14 protein-coding genes are annotated in these 14,341 nt (G+C 66.0%); 7 read left to right on the forward strand and 7 right to left on the reverse strand.

The features are described from left to right. Positions 1–123: 123 nt before the first annotated feature. The 4 genes from cmoB to lon form a co-directional block, all read right to left on the reverse strand. A complete protein-coding gene (cmoB, locus tag GSQ95_RS08910; RefSeq protein ID WP_158894511.1) occupies positions 124–1,092 on the reverse strand; it encodes a tRNA 5-methoxyuridine(34)/uridine 5-oxyacetic acid(34) synthase CmoB in 969 nt (322 codons plus the stop codon). Beyond that, entirely contained in the window at positions 1,089–1,826 is a 738-nt protein-coding gene (cmoA, locus tag GSQ95_RS08915) for a carboxy-S-adenosyl-L-methionine synthase CmoA (protein ID WP_158894509.1), read from the reverse strand. Before cmoA ends, cmoB begins: the two co-directional genes overlap by 4 nt. A 63-nt stretch (positions 1,827–1,889) precedes the next feature. Further along, positions 1,890–2,282 (reverse strand): protease inhibitor I42 family protein, encoded by a 393-nt coding sequence (locus tag GSQ95_RS08920; protein ID WP_158894507.1) that lies wholly within the window; start codon positions 2,280–2,282, stop codon positions 1,890–1,892. Positions 2,283–2,343: 61 nt separating this feature from the next. Then, positions 2,344–4,734 (reverse strand): endopeptidase La, encoded by a 2,391-nt coding sequence (lon, locus tag GSQ95_RS08925; RefSeq protein ID WP_158894505.1) that lies wholly within the window; start codon positions 4,732–4,734, stop codon positions 2,344–2,346. 245 nt (positions 4,735–4,979) lie between these two features. Between lon and GSQ95_RS08930 the strand changes: the two genes are divergently transcribed. From GSQ95_RS08930 to GSQ95_RS08950, 5 genes are all read left to right on the forward strand, one after another. Then, positions 4,980–5,627, forward strand: a complete 648-nt coding sequence (locus tag GSQ95_RS08930) for a methylamine utilization protein (RefSeq protein WP_158894504.1) — start codon at positions 4,980–4,982, stop codon at positions 5,625–5,627. Continuing rightward, positions 5,611–7,929: a bifunctional diguanylate cyclase/phosphodiesterase gene (locus GSQ95_RS08935; RefSeq protein WP_158894502.1), complete on the forward strand. Its 2,319-nt coding sequence runs from the start codon at positions 5,611–5,613 to the stop codon at positions 7,927–7,929. The genes GSQ95_RS08930 and GSQ95_RS08935 overlap by 17 nt, the downstream gene beginning before the upstream one ends. Next, a complete protein-coding gene (locus GSQ95_RS08940; RefSeq protein ID WP_158894500.1) occupies positions 7,926–8,777 on the forward strand; it encodes a DUF3034 family protein in 852 nt (283 codons plus the stop codon). Before GSQ95_RS08935 ends, GSQ95_RS08940 begins: the two co-directional genes overlap by 4 nt. After that, positions 8,777–9,202 (forward strand): group 1 truncated hemoglobin, encoded by a 426-nt coding sequence (locus GSQ95_RS08945; RefSeq protein ID WP_158894498.1) that lies wholly within the window; start codon positions 8,777–8,779, stop codon positions 9,200–9,202. Before GSQ95_RS08940 ends, GSQ95_RS08945 begins: the two co-directional genes overlap by 1 nt. A gap of 78 nt (positions 9,203–9,280) precedes the next feature. Then, a complete protein-coding gene (locus GSQ95_RS08950) occupies positions 9,281–9,718 on the forward strand; it encodes a DNA methylase (protein WP_158894496.1) in 438 nt (145 codons plus the stop codon). Between the two features lie 51 nt (positions 9,719–9,769). Here GSQ95_RS08950 and GSQ95_RS08955 read toward each other — a convergent pair whose 3' ends face one another. Next, the gene (locus GSQ95_RS08955) at positions 9,770–10,876 is read right to left on the reverse strand and encodes an alpha/beta hydrolase (RefSeq protein WP_158894494.1); all 1,107 of its coding nucleotides are present in this window, start codon (positions 10,874–10,876) and stop codon (positions 9,770–9,772) included. Positions 10,877–10,949: 73 nt separating this feature from the next. Here GSQ95_RS08955 and GSQ95_RS08960 point away from each other — a divergent pair, with 73 nt between their 5' ends. Next, a complete protein-coding gene (locus GSQ95_RS08960) occupies positions 10,950–11,186 on the forward strand; it encodes a hypothetical protein (RefSeq protein WP_158894492.1) in 237 nt (78 codons plus the stop codon). Here GSQ95_RS08960 and GSQ95_RS08965 read toward each other — a convergent pair. Then, positions 11,183–12,154 carry a DctP family TRAP transporter solute-binding subunit gene (locus tag GSQ95_RS08965; protein WP_158894490.1) on the reverse strand — a complete coding sequence of 324 codons (972 nt, stop codon included), beginning with the start codon at positions 12,152–12,154 and terminating at the stop codon, positions 11,183–11,185. The two genes, GSQ95_RS08960 and GSQ95_RS08965, sit on opposite strands and share 4 nt — an antisense overlap. 167 nt (positions 12,155–12,321) lie before the next feature. Here GSQ95_RS08965 and GSQ95_RS08970 point away from each other — a divergent pair, with 167 nt between their 5' ends. Next, positions 12,322–13,155: an aldo/keto reductase gene (locus GSQ95_RS08970; RefSeq protein WP_158894488.1), complete on the forward strand. Its 834-nt coding sequence runs from the start codon at positions 12,322–12,324 to the stop codon at positions 13,153–13,155. Here the strand turns inward: GSQ95_RS08970 and mnmC are convergent. Then, positions 13,152–14,341: bifunctional tRNA (5-methylaminomethyl-2-thiouridine)(34)-methyltransferase MnmD/FAD-dependent 5-carboxymethylaminomethyl-2-thiouridine(34) oxidoreductase MnmC (gene mnmC / locus GSQ95_RS08975; RefSeq protein ID WP_158973777.1), on the reverse strand; the 1,190-nt coding region annotated here is incomplete at its 5' end. The genes GSQ95_RS08970 and mnmC overlap by 4 nt on opposite strands.

Raw genomic sequence — 14,341 nt, forward strand, 5'->3', positions numbered from 1 at the left:
ACGGCGGCGGGGCGGTGAGGGGGCAAGGTTGAAGTCTGGATGTTGGGCTTCGCTAGGCTCAGCCCAACCTACCGCATCTTTTGTGAGCAAGAAAAAGCCCGGCATGTGCCGGGCTTTTTTCGTTCAGGGTTTGCGGGCGATCAGGGTGGCGCGCAGGGGCGCGGGGAGGCCTTCGACCGTCAGGCTGGGATCTTCCGGGTTCAGGAAGTCCGGTAGCGACTGGAAGCCCATCCATTCGGTGGAGCGCTGCTCGTCTACGGTCGTGGGGGTAAGGTCCACCAGGCGGATGTCACGATAGCCTGCGCGTTGCAGCCAGAGTTGCAGCGCGGCCGCGGAGGGCAGGAACCAGACATTACGCATCTGGGCATAGCGGTCTTCGGGGACCAGGACGGTGGTGGCATCCCCCTCGACGACCAGGGTTTCCAGGACCAGCTCACCGCCGCTGTCGAGGCAGTTCTTCAGGTCCAGCAGGTGGTCGATGGGCGAGCGCCGATGGTAGAGCACGCCCATGGAGAAGACGGTATCGAAGCCGCCATCCAGTGCGGGCAGTTCTTCCAGGGTCAGTGGCAGGTGCCAGGTGGGCAAGTCGGGCAGATAGCGCCGCAGGGCCTGGAACTGGCAATGGAACAGCCAGTTGGGATCGACGCCCAGGACCAGGCTGGCTCCGGCACCGAGCATGCGCCACTGGTAGTAGCCGTTGCCGCTGCCGACATCCAGGACGCGCTTGCCCTGTAGATCCAGGTGGGGGGCGACCCGGTCCCACTTCCAGTCGGAGCGCCACTCGGTGTCCAGATGGAGATCGAACAACTGGAAGGGCCCCTTGCGCCAGGGCCGCAGTTGCAGCAGTGCCTCGCGCAGGGCCTGGTGCTGCTCCGCGGTAGGAGCACCGGCGAGGCGCACGGCCTCACGCAGGTCGACAGCTGCTACAGCGATTTCGGGGAGTGCCTCGACGCCCGCTTGCCAGCGCTGCAGATCGCCATGGCCACGGGCGTACTTGGCGGCCAGGACGGCTTCGAGGGACTGGGACCAGATGGCCAGCGGGGTATCCACCAGCGCCTGTTGCAGGTCTGTGAGGTAAGGGGGCTGGGTCATGGCAGGGCGATCAGGGAGGTGAAGTTGAGGCACTGGAACCAGGGTACGACGGTGGTGAAACCGGCGGCCTGCAGGCGTGCCCGGTGTTCGTCCAGGGTGTCGGTGAGCATGACGTTTTCCAGCGCGGTGCGTTTCTGGGCGATTTCCAGTTCGCTGTAGCCATTGGCTCTCTTGAAGTCCAGGTGCAGGCCGTTGAGCAGTGCCTGGGTTTGAGCGTCCGGGAACCGGATCTTTTCCGACAGCAGCAGGGCTCCTCCTGGCAGCAGGCTGTTGCGCAGACGGCTGAGCAGGCCCAGGCGCTTTTCCGGCGCGATGAACTGCAGGGTGAAGTTGAGCGCGATCACCGAGGCCGCTGCGAGCGGAACCTCGAGGATGTCGCCTTCTACGACCTCGACGGGCAGCAACTCCTCGTGCATCGAGTCCTGGGCGCTGAGGTATTCGCGGCAGCGGGTGACCATGGCGGTGGAATTGTCGATGGCCACCACCCGGGTACCCTCGGCGCGGACATGACGGCGCAGGGCCTGGGTCACCGCGCCCAGGGAGCAGCCGAGGTCATAGAGGCGGCTGTTGGGCTGGGCGAAACGCGCCGCGATGACGCCCAGGTTCTCGACGATGGTGGGATAGCCCGGCACGGATCTCTTGATCATGTCGGGAAAGACGCGCACCACGTCTTCGTTGAAGGTGAAGTCGGCAGGAGGCTGCGGCGACGCGAACAGGCGGTCGGCTTCGCTCATGGGCGGTACCTGGAAAATCGAAAGGGGGCATTGTACCCCCGGCAGGCACTACAGGACGTGGCGTCAGCGGATTTCGATACGGCAGTCGAAGCGCGCCTGGGGCTCGGCTTCGGCATCCCAGGGCTGGCGGGCCTGGAGTTCAAGATGGGCGCTGCCGGCGCTCTGGGCGCGGAAGCGCCAGAGGGACTGACCGGCGCTGCCGATGCCGCCCTGATCCTGGCGCTGTTCACGAAAGACCTCCGGGCCGAGTTGCCTGAGGTTGTCGCTGCGCTGGATGATGCTCCAGCGATAGCCGCTGGTGGGATCGCTGGGCAGGGTCAGGGTCAGTTCCTGGCCCGTGTGCATGGCCAGCGGGGTGCAGTCGCTGTCGTCGCCCAGGATGAGGTTGCCACTCGGCTGGGTACTGCTGCAGCCGGCCAGGAGCAGACAGCCGCAGAACAGAAGACGGTTGGACATGAAAACCTCCGGGGTATGACGGCAAAACGCAGAGCATACCCCAAGAGATTGGCCGGTCAGACTAGAAGAGCACCTTGGCCACGTCGGCGAAGCGCTTGGCGAAGTGCACGGTCAGCCCTTCCTTGAGATAGGCGGGCAGCTCTTCGAAGTCACCGCGATTGGGCTCCGGCAGGATCAGTTCGCTGATCTTCTGCCGTCGCGCGGCGATGACCTTTTCCCGTACCCCGCCGATGGGCAATACCTGACCGGTGAGGGTCAGCTCGCCGGTCATGGCCACGTTCTTCTTCGGCGCCTGGTTGCGCGCCAGCGACAGCAGGGCGGAGGCCATGGTGACGCCGGCGCTAGGACCGTCCTTGGGCGTGGCACCTTCGGGGACGTGCAGGTGGACGAAGGCCTGGTCGAAGAAATTCGGATCGCCCTTGAATTCCTTGAGGTGCGCGGTGACGTAGCTGTAGGCGATCTCGGCGGATTCCTTCATGACGTCACCCAGCTTGCCGGTGAGCTTGAAGCCGCGATTCAGGGTATGGATGCGCGTCGCCTCGATCGGCAGGGTGGCGCCGCCCATGCTGGTCCAGGCCAGGCCGGTGATGATGCCGACGCCGGAGAGCACCTGCTCCTTGCGGAAAGGCGGTATGCCCAGGTAGTCCTCGAGATCCGAGGCACCGATCTTGACCTTGAGCTTGGGATCCTCGATGAGCCTGACCACCGCCTTGCGCACCAGCTTGCTCAGCTGCTTGTCCAGCTGGCGCACGCCGGCTTCGCGGGCATAGCCTTCCACCAGGGCCTTGAGTGCACTGTCGGTAAGCGTCAGGCGATCCTTGGGTACCCCGGCCTTGTCCAGCTGCCTGGGCCAGAGGTGGCGCTTGGCGATGGCCTGCTTCTCCTCGGCGATGTAGCCGGAAAGGCGGATGACCTCCATGCGGTCCAGCAGGGGGCCGGGGATGGAATCCAGGGTGTTGGCGGTACAGACGAACAGTACCTTGGACAGGTCCAGGCGCAGATCCAGGTAGTGGTCGAGGAAGTCGACGTTCTGCTCCGGATCCAGGGTCTCCAGCAGCGCCGAGGCCGGATCGCCCTGGTAGCTCTGGCCCATCTTGTCGATCTCGTCGAGCATGATGACCGGATTCATCACCTTGACGTCGCGCAGCGCCTGGACGAGCTTGCCGGGCATGGCCCCGATATAGGTGCGCCGGTGCCCCTTGATCTCGGCTTCGTCCCTCATGCCACCCACGCTGAAGCGATAGAAGGGGCGGCCGAGGGATTCGGCGATGGACTTGCCGATGCTAGTCTTGCCCACCCCGGGCGGACCCACCAGCAGCACGATGGAGCCGGTCACCTCACCCTTGAAGGCGCCCACGGCGAGGAATTCGAGGATGCGATTCTTGATGTCGTCGAGCCCGGCGTGGTGGCGGTCGAGCACCTTGCGCGCATGCTTGAGATCGAGCTTGTCCTGGCCGTGGACACCCCAGGGCAGGTCGGTGGCCCAATCCAGGTAGTTGCGGGTGACACCGTATTCCGGCGAGCCGGTCTCGAGGATGGACAGCTTGTTCAGCTCGTCCTCGATACGCTTCTGCGCGGCTTCGGGCAGGCTCTTGCCTTCCAGACGCTGGCGGAAGCTTTCGATGTCGCTGCTGCGATCGTCCTTGGTGATGCCCAGCTCCTGCTGGATCAGCTTGAGCTGCTCCTTGAGGAAGAATTCGCGCTGGCGCTCGTTGATCTTGCGATTGACCTCGGCGGACAGCTCCTTCTGCAGGCGGGCGACCTCGACCTCCTTGCGCAGCAGCGGCAGGACCTTTTCCATGCGCTGCAGCATGGGCACGGTATCGAGTACCTGCTGCAGTTCGTCGCCCGGCGCGGTGGTGAGGGCAGCGGCGAAGTCGGTCAGCGGCGAGGGATCATTGGGGCTGAAGCGATTGAGATAGTTCTTCAGCTCTTCGCTGTAGAGCGGATTGAGCGGCAGCAGCTCCTTGATGGCGTTGATCAGCGCCATGCCGTAGGCCTTCACCTCGTCACTGGGATCGGGGTTGGGGCGCAGGTGCTCGACCTCTACCAGGTAGGGTGGACGCTGCCGGCGCAGCCAGCCGCGGATGCGCACCCGCGACAGGCCCTGGGCGACGAACTGCAGCTTGCCGTCCTGACGGGTGGCATGGTGGATGCGCACCAGGGTGCCGTGCTGCGGAAGCTGGTCGGGATCGAAACCCTCGGCATCACCGGCCTGCTGCTCCATGTAGAACAGCGCCAGGCAGTGGTGGTCGGTCTTGGCCACCAGTTCCAGGGTTTCCGCCCAGGGCTCTTCATTGACGATGACGGGCAGGACCTGGGCCGGGAAGAAGGGCCGGTTATGAATGGGAATGACGTAGAGCTTGTCGGGAAGATTCTGGCCAGGCAGGACCAGGCCGGTCTGACCGGCTTCTTCGCTGAGAATATCCGCTTGATTGTCCTGATCGCTCATTGGCGTACCTTGGGCTTGGATGTAGGGCCAACATGGGGCGAGGGCGCTGCTTTTTCAACGCAGGCCAAGACCTGTCCTTCTTGACCTCCGGGTACCGCTCGAAGTGCGACGACCGGGACCGAGCCTGGCCACCGCGACGATAAAGATTCCTCCGGCACTGCCGCTAAAGCTGAAGTCACGCCGCGAAGCCGGCGAGAGTTTCCCAGGGCGCGCGGTGGAGAGAGCGGGTGAACAAGCATTGGTTTATGGCGGGATGGTTGGCCTTGGGCCTGGGAGCTGCGCAAGCGGCCGAGGTCGCGGTGCAGGTGGTCGACGGTCAGGGAGCGCCCCTGGCCGATGCCGTGGTGATGCTGTCGGCGCCGGGACTGGTGCCCGAGCGGCAGCCCGCGGCCATCGACCAGCAGAATCGGCGCTTCGTCCCCCATGTCCTGGCGGTGGCCACCGGGACGGCGGTGAGCTTTCCCAATACCGATGACATTCGCCATCAGGTGTATTCCTTTTCCAGTCCCAAGCGCTTCGAGCTGCCGCTCTACCACGGGCTTCCCAGCACTCCGGTGGTGTTCGACCAGCCCGGCGTGGTGGTGGTGGGCTGCAACATCCACGACTGGATGGTGGGTTACGTCTACGTGACCACCGCCGGGCGCTCCGCGGTAACCGACAGTCAGGGTCGCGCCCGACTGGAGGCGCCGGACGGTCATTATCAGCTGGCACTCTGGCATCCCGACCTCAGCGACAAGCAGGAGGTCGCCCAGCCCGCGCTGGATGTGGCGGGCAAGCCGGTGACCCTGAAACTCCAGCTGGCGGTCCAGCCGAAGCCGCAGCCTGCGGAACCGGCGAGCTCGGCTTTCGAGGACGCCTTCCACAAGGCCACGCACGATGAAGCTCATCCATAGTTTCCAGACCCGCATCGCCGGCAGTCTCTTCCTGCTGATGCTGGTGGTCATCACCCTGGTCTATCTGACGGTCAAGGCTGCCACCGAGGCCAGTGCCGTGCGCCAGTCCTATGACCAGCTCGACACCGGGGCGCGGGTATTCCGCCAGGTCCTGGACGGCCGCTGCCGCCGGCTGAACGATGCCGTGCGGGTGCTCGCCGCCGATTTCGGCTTTCGCGATGCCGTGGCCAGTGGCGATGTGCCGACGCTGAGGTCGGTGCTGGCCAACCATGGCGCCCGGGTGGGCGCGGGCGATACCTACCTGCTGGACCTGGACGGCCGGCTGATCGCCAGCACCGTGGCGGCGCATAGCGAAGGCGAGCGTCTGCCCGTTGCCATGGCGTCGGGCAATGACGGCAGTTGCGTGCAGGCCGGTACTGGCCTGCCGCAATTGCGGGTCACGGTGCCGGTCCGTGCCCCGCTGCCCATCGCCCAGGTGGTGATGAGTTTCGCCATGGATCAGGCCATGGCCGAGGAGTTTCGCTCGCTGATCAATCTGGATGTGGTTTTCCTCGGTGAAGCCGCGCTGATGGCCAGTACCCTGCCGGAGGAGCAGGGACGGCTGCTGCTGCATGAGCTGGCGACCTCACCCCGGGGCAGCGACATCTGGCAGCTGACCCTGGGCGGCCGGCTCTATCAGGTCAAGCGGCTGACCCTCGGGACTGCCGATCATCCGGTACAGGTCTATCTGCTGCGTTCGCTCGACGTGGCCATGGCCGAGTTCGAACCCCTGCTCAGGCAACTGGCGCTGATCGCCGGCGGTGCCCTGCTGGCGGCCCTGCTGGGTGCGCTCTGGCTGGCGCGCAACCTGGCCCAGCCGCTGCGGCAGCTGTCGGTGATGTCCTGGCGCATCGGCCAGGGGGACTATGGGGTCAAGGTGGAGGTCCGGCGCCGTGACGAATTTGGCCGGCTGGCACAGGTACTCGAAGAGATGCGCCAGGGGATTGCCGAACGCGAGCAGCGGCTCAACCACAATGCCCTGCACGACGCCCTGACCGGTCTGCCCAATCGCATCCTGGCCGAGGAGCGGCTGCGGGTCTTTATCGCCACCCAGTCCCAGGTGTCACTGCTGTACCTGGGGCTGGATGGCTTCCAGGCGATTAATGAAAGCGCCGGGGTCGCCGGGGGCGATCGCATCCTCCGCATGGTGGCCGAGCGGGCCCAGGTACTGCTGGCTGGACGTGGCTGCGTATCGCGCCCGGTGGGCGACGAATTTCTCGTACAGTTCTGCCGCGTCGGCCTGGAAGGTGCTGTGGGTCTGGCCGAGCAACTGCGCCTGTCGTTGGCCGAACCCATCGAATGGGAAGGCCAGCTGTTTCGCCTGAGTTGCCGGATCGGCGTCGTCGAGTATCCCCGCCATGGCGATGACCCGACCCTGCTGATCGAGCGCGCGCGCAGTGCCATGCTCGATGCCGGCCAGGTGCCGGATCGCCTGCGGGTCTATGATGAAGGTCGGGATGCGGCTCAGCAGCGACGTCTGCAACTGGTCCACGACCTGCCGCTGGCGGGCGAACGGGGTGAATTGATGCTGGTGTTCCAACCCAAGGTAGCCCTGCAGGGCAATGGGCCGCACCAGGCCGAGGTGCTGCTGCGCTGGCGCCACGCCGAACTGGGCATGGTCTCGCCGGGTGAATTCATTCCCCTGGCCGAGCGCAGTGGCAGCATGGCCGGACTCACCCGCTGGGTAATCCAGGCGACCATCCGGCAACTGGCGCTCTGGCAGACCCAGGACCGCGAGGTAAAGGTGTCGGTGAACGTCTCGGCAGTCGACCTGGCCGATGCCCGGTTGCCCGAGCGCGTCATGGGCTGGCTCGATGACGCCGGCGTCTCGGCGCGGCAGCTGACCTTCGAGATCACCGAGAGCGCCATCATGGACGATCCCGAGGCGGCCATCGCGCTGCTGACGCAGCTGTCCGTGCTGGGCATCCGGCTGTCGGTGGACGACTACGGTACCGGGCATGCCTCCCTGGCGCACCTGAAGCGGCTGCCGGTGGACGAATTGAAGATCGACCAGTCCTTCGTGAAGGAACTGGCGCCGGGCAACGATGACGCCGTCATCGTCCGCTCGACCATCGAGATGGGCCACAACCTGGGCCTGGAAGTGGTCGCCGAGGGGGTCGAGGAAGCCCGGGCCCTGGCGCTGTTGAGCAGTTGGGGCTGCGATGTGATCCAGGGTTACTACATCAGCCGCCCGGTGCCGGCCGCGGAATTCGAGGCCTGGATGGAGCGGCAGAGCCAGCCGGTGCTGGAGGCGTTGTCATGAAGCACGGCTGGCTGCTGGCTGGTCTGCTGCTGGCGACCGCAGCCCAGGCCGACGGCGGCAAGCTGCTGGCCACCGGCGGCGCCAGCAGTCTGGAAGGTGCGGCGGGCGGCGGTATCACGCCCTGGGCGGTGATCGGTGGCTATGGCGAAAGCGGCCAGCCCGGCGCCACGGCCTTTGCCACCCGGGTATGGACCGGTGACTACCGGCTCGATGCGGCCGGCGTGGCGGTGGCCTACGACAATCGGGTGGAAGTCTCCTATGCCCGCCAGCGCCTGGACATGCCGACCCTGCGCCGCTTGATGAAGCTTGAGGAAGACAGCCTCAGCCAGGACATCGTCGGCGCCAAGGTGCGCCTGGCGGGCGACCTGATCTACGACCGGTTGCCGCAGCTAGCTGTGGGGGTGCAATACAAGCATCAGCGGGATTTCGGCATTCCCGCTGCCGTGGGCGCGCGGCGCGACAGCGATGTCGAGGGCTACCTGGGCGCCAGCCGGCTGTTGCTGGGCGGTGCCTTCGGCTACAACCTCTTGATCAACGTCGGTCTCAGGTACAGCCGCGCCAACGAGATGGGGCTGCTGGGCTTCGGTGGCGACCGCAACGACAGCCGTCAGTGGCTCAAGGAAGGCTCGGTCGCGGTGTTCTTCAATCCGCGCTGGGCGGTAGGCATGGAGTATCGCGAGAAGCCGCAGAATCTGTCCTTCACCCGGGAGAGCGACTGGGTGGATACCTTCGTCGGTTACTTCCCCAACAAGCACCTGTCGCTGGTGCTGGCCTATGCCTGGCTGGGCGAGATCGCCACCCTGGACGATCAGCAGGGTCTCTATCTGTCGCTGCAGGGGAGCTACTGATGCAGGGGAAAACGCTGGTGCTGGCGGCGCTGTTGCTGATGCTGGGGTGCACGCCCCAGCCGCCGGCGGGCGATCGGCTCTATCAGGAGCTGGGTGGCCAGCCCGGCATCACCCGGATCGTCGAGGGGATGCTGCTCAATGTGGCGCGTGACGGGCGGATCCGGCACTACTTCGCCAACGTCGACATCGCGCGCCTGCGCAGTCTGCTCATCCAGAAATTCTGCGTCGATGCGGGCGGTCCCTGCCGCTATGAAGGAGCGAGCATGGCGGAAAGTCATCGCGGTCTGAATCTGCAACCCGCCGACTTCAATGCCCTGGTGGAAGACCTGCAACTGGCCATGCAGCGCGAGGGCGTCCCGGAGCGGGCGCAGAATGCCCTGCTGGCACGCCTGGCGCCGCAGCGCGGCCAGGTGATCCGCCAGTAGCCTGCCGGCTGTCGCTGTTTTCGAACCTCGACCGCGTGCGATCCTTCCTAGGCAAGACGCCTGCGCGAGGGATAAGGCTTGAGCAAGACGACTGCAGCGGCCGATCTCGGCCTGAGGCTGACGGTGGACGACGAATCGGCACTGTTCGGCTGGTTCCTGGCAAGCTACCTGTTCGGCAAGCGCATCTCCCGGACCATCGCTGCCCAGGCCTGGACGATGCTCTATCGCACCTATGGTCGCGACACGCCACGCAAGCTGCTCAATCTGAGCCGGCAGCAACTGGTCGGCTATCTCGGTGAAGGGCATTACCGACGTTATGACGAGAGCACGGCCACGCGTCTGCTGGACGTCTGTCTCCATCTACAGGAGGAGTATGGCGGCAGCTTCGTGAGATTGCGTGACGCCAGTACGGACCGTGCGGATTTCGAGGCGCGTCTACAGCGGCTCAAGGGGGTCGGGCCCAAGACCTGTGAGATCTTCATGCGCGAAGCAGGGCCGCTATTATTTCCTGACTGAATGCACACCGCCGGCACGGGGCCGGCGGTGTCTAGGACGAGCGAGCCGCCGTTACTTGCCCAGATCGGCCTTGACGCGGCTGCCGGCATAGGCCTGGGCGTCCTTGGCCTTCTGCACCACGGCAGCGGTGCCAAAGAACTCGTGGGTAACGCCCGGATAGATCTTGCGCTCCACCTGGACGCCGGCCTGACGCAGGGCGGTCTCCAGGAAGCCACCGTCATCCCGCAGGGGATCGATCTCAGCATTGACGATGGTCACCGGCGGCAGGCCGGTGAGGTCGGCCCGGGTCAGATCCAGGCGTGGATCCTTGAGGTCGGCGGGCGTACGGGTCACCTGCTCAATGAACCACAGCATCATCGGCCGATTGAGCGGCTTGGCGTCGTCATACTGTTCATAGGACGGGGTATGGGTGTTGGTCTGGGCCACCGGATACACCGACAGCACATGCTTGGGCGCGGTGAGACCGGCCTTGCGCGCCGCCACGGCGGTCGCCACCGCCAGGTTGCCCCCGGCGCTTTCGCCGGCCAGGGCCAGGCGCTGCGGATCGCCATTCAGCGAGGCGGCATGGGTGGTCACCCAGCGATAGGCGGCCAGGGCGTCGTCGTGGGCCGCTGGAAACTTGTATTCGGGCGCCTGGTGATAGTCCACCGACACCACGATGGCATTGGCCTGCTTGGCCAGACCGCGGGCGCCGCCGTCGTAGACGTTGCGATCGGCGAACACCCAGCCACCGCCGTGGAAGTAGAGGATGACCGGGAAAGGACCCTGGCCTTCGGGGGTGTAGATACGGGCGGGCAGCACACCGGCGGCGCCGTCGACGGCGCGGTCGACGCTGGTCACACCGGGCACCAGGGCTTCGGGCTGGGTGGGACGACCTTCGTCCTGCAGGACACCCTTGACCGCATCGGCGATGGTAGGCTGCTTGCGGGCCTGCTGGGCGGTGAGTTTCTCCACGGCCTTGGGATCGAAGCTGGCGTACTTGTCGAGCACCTTCTGCATGTCGGCATCGGTACGCGCCATGCTCTTGGCATTGCTGACAGCTTCGGCACCTAGCGAACGTTTTTCCGGATCGCGGGCGCAGCCGGTCAGGGCGAGGCCGGCGCCAACCAGGGCCAGGGCGAGGAGAGTGGGTTTGCTACGCAAGACGGACAGCGGCATGGCGAAGATCCTGTGCGAATTCGAGGGGACTACCCTCAAACCGACATGCTTATCGCGCGAGAGGTTCCGGCGAATGGCCGGCAGGACCCTGGTGATCGTCCTGCTGGGGCTGCTGGGTACCCACGCCTTCGCCGAGCCGGCGGCCTACTGGCGCTGGCGCAGCAACACGGATGGCCAGGAATTCTGTACCCAGACGCCGCCGGGCGCGGGCTGGGTCCGGGTCGCGGGGCCCTTTCGCGATCTGCAGTGTCGCGAGCCGGGCAACCTGCCCTTGCGCCGCTGGGCCGTACCGCCGCAACAGCGCTTCTAGTTCGAGGTCTCGGCGGCCTTGAGCAGGGAGGCGCCGAGTTCGCCTTCGTAGCGCCGCCATACCGGGCGCATGGCCTCGCGCCAGCGCGCCCGTTGCTCGGGGGTCAGGGTGATGATCTCGCTGCCGCCCGCGGCGGCGATGCGCGCGCGATCGCGCTGATTTTCCGCCTCGGATTGCTTCTTCACCTCGAAGGTCACCTGGTCGATGATTTCCTCCAGGGTGCTGCGTACGGCGAAGGGCAGGGTGCGCCAGCGATCCGCCTTGACGATCAGCATGTAGTCCAGGGCGCCGTGATTGCTTTCGGTGAAATAGCGCTGCTGCTGATCGAGGCGCTTGGACCAGGTGTTCTCGGTGGCATTGACGGTGCCCGTGGTGAGCGCCTGCAGGGTCTGGTTGAAGGGCAGCCTGATCGCCGTGGCGCCGAGGGCCTCGAACTGGCTCTGGAGGACGTCGGAATTCTGGATGCGGAACACCAGCCCCTTGGCATCGCCGGGTTCGCGCAAGGGCTTGCGCGCCGATAGCTGCTTGAGGCCGTTGGGCCAGTAGGCCAGGCCGATGACCCCGGCGGGCTCCAGGCTCTGCAGCAGCTGGCGATCACTGGGGCGCGCCTGGAAGTGATCGAGGGCCGCGCGACTCTCGAACAGGAAGGGCAGGTCGAACAGCTTGAGCTTGGGACTGAGTTCGGTGAGCTTGCTGATCGCCGGCGCCAGGATGTCGACCTTGCCGTCCTGCAGCGCCTGGAGTTCGTTGGCATCGGTAAAGGCCGTGCCGCTGGGCATCACCTCCAGCTGGACCTGCCCGGCGAGGCGCTGCGCCACCAGTTGCTGGAACAGCTGAGCGCCCTTGCCCTTGGGGGTCTCCGGTGCCACCACATGGGAAAACCTCAGAGTAATGACATCAGCGTAGCTGGAGGTCATGGGCAGGGCAGCAGAGAGCAGGGCGCAAAGGCCCAGGATCGACGGTTTCATGGCAGGTCCTGGTGGTTATTCTTGGAATCCTTATAGGCGTACTTTACCAGTGCGACGTCAGGTCGCAGGGCCTGTGGGAAGCCGTTGGCTGCCGTTTGGCGGATGACCGGGAGAATCGGCGTCGCGCTGGCGTTCCAACGTCCACACCCCAAGAGAAGGATGCGTCCATGAATACCGCTCAAACCGTTCGCTTGCCCGATGGCACTACCGTTCCGGCGCTGGGCCAGGGAACCTGGCGCATGGGCGAGAACGCCGACCTGCATCGCCAGGAGGTCAGCGCCCTGCGCCAGGGCCTGGACCTGGGGCTCACTCTGATCGACACCGCCGAGATGTATGGCGAAGGCCGCGCCGAGGAGCTGGTTGGCGAAGCCATCGCCGGTCGGCGGGACGAGGTGTTCCTGGTGAGCAAGTTCTATCCGAAGAATGCCACCGAAGCCGGGGTACCTCTGGCCTGCGAACGCAGCCTGAAGCGCCTGGGCACCGATGTCATCGACCTCTATCTGCTGCACTGGCGCGGCCAGGTGCCGCTGATCGAGACGGTCATGGCGCTGGAGAAGCTGCGCGACGAAGGCAAGATCCGCCACTGGGGCGTGTCCAATCTCGACACCAGCGACATGCTCGAATTGAACGATGATCGCTGCAGCGCCAACCAGGTGCTCTACAACCTGGAACAGCGCGGCATCGAGCACGACTTGCTGCCCTGGAGCCAGCGTCAGCAGATGCCGGTGATGGCCTATTGTCCGCTGGGGCAGGGCGGCGATCTCTTGCGGCACCCCTCCCTGGCAACCCTGGCCGAGCGGCATCAGGCCACCCCGGCGCAGATCGCCCTGGCCTGGGTGCTGCGTCAGCCGGGCGTGATCGCCATTCCCAAGGCGGGCGATGCCGGACATCTCGAAGAGAATGCGCGTGCGCTGGATCTGCGTTTGAGCGAAGAAGACTTCGCCCTGCTCGACGGTACCTTTCCGCCGACGCAAAGTAAGACGCCGCTGGCGATCATCTAGCCGCCGCGGATCAGCCGGCGCAGCGGAAAGCGACTGGGGTGGCAGGCTTCGGCCACCCGCCGGGCCACCGGCAGGGGTTCGTCTTCCAGCCAGGCCGCCAGCAGTTCGGCGGCCAGCGGGGTGGTGACCAGGCCACGGGAGCCATGGGCCAGATTGAGATAGAGTCCCTCGCGCCAGGGCGCCGCCTGTTCCGGTACCTGGCGGGCGTCGTAGGCCAGTGCCTGGTAATGCTGGGCGAAGGCGACTTCATCCACGACCGGCCCGACCAGGGGCAGATAGTCCGGCGAGGTGCAGCGAAAGGCCACCCGGCCGTCCAGCGTTTCGGCCTCGTAGCCGGCGGCCAACGCGGGCGACAGCTCGGCGAGCAGCTGCAGATTGCTCTGGTGTTCCGCCTTGCTGGGCTCGGTATCGTCCCGGTCGAAGACGAAGCTGGCGCCCAGGCAATGCCGCCCGTCACGGGCCGGGGCGAGATAGCCCTCGCCGCAGACCACGGTCGCCAGCACCTGGCTGTCCGGAGTCTCCGGTAGCGCGGACAGTTGCCCGCGGATCGCCTTGAGTGGCAGTTCGGGTAGAAGCGTCCTGGCCTGAGCGGCACTGGCCACCACGACCACCGTCGCTGCCAGAGACTCACCCTGGGTGCGGGCCTGCCAGCCATGCTCGGTTTGTTGCAGAGCGGTCACCTCGGTATGGGTGACCAGCTCGATGTTCGGATGGGTCAGCCAGTGCGCGCACAGGGCGGGCGGATGCACCCAGCCCCCTTCCGGAAAGAACAGGCCACCCGCCGTCAGACCGATGCCGGCCCTGTTGCTGGCGGCTTCCTTATCCAGCGGTTGCAGCAGATCGGCGGGGAAGTGCGCCGCCAATTGCGCCTGCCGCTGGGCGTCCTTGTCCGTCAGCGCCAGTTGCAGCACTCCGCAGGGGGACCAGGCGGCACCCGGAGGCAGTGCCTGGAGCTCGCGCAGGGTCAGGCCGAAGCCGTCGAGGATCAGCCGGCTGAGCGGGGTGTCATGGGCTGACAGCTTGAGATAGAGCACCCCCTGGGGATTGCCGGAGGCTTCCTGGGCGGGCGCCCCATGGCGCTCGACGACCCGGACCTGCCAGCCGCGGCGCGCGAGGCTGGTGGCGGTGGCGCAACCGGCCAGGCCGGCGCCTATGACCAGCGCCGTGCGCGGGCCCTGGGGGCGCG

The organism is Pseudomonas sp. BAV 4579, from assembly GCF_009765395.1.
GTDB classification, from domain to species: Bacteria; Pseudomonadota; Gammaproteobacteria; order Pseudomonadales; family Pseudomonadaceae; genus Chryseomonas; species Chryseomonas aestiva.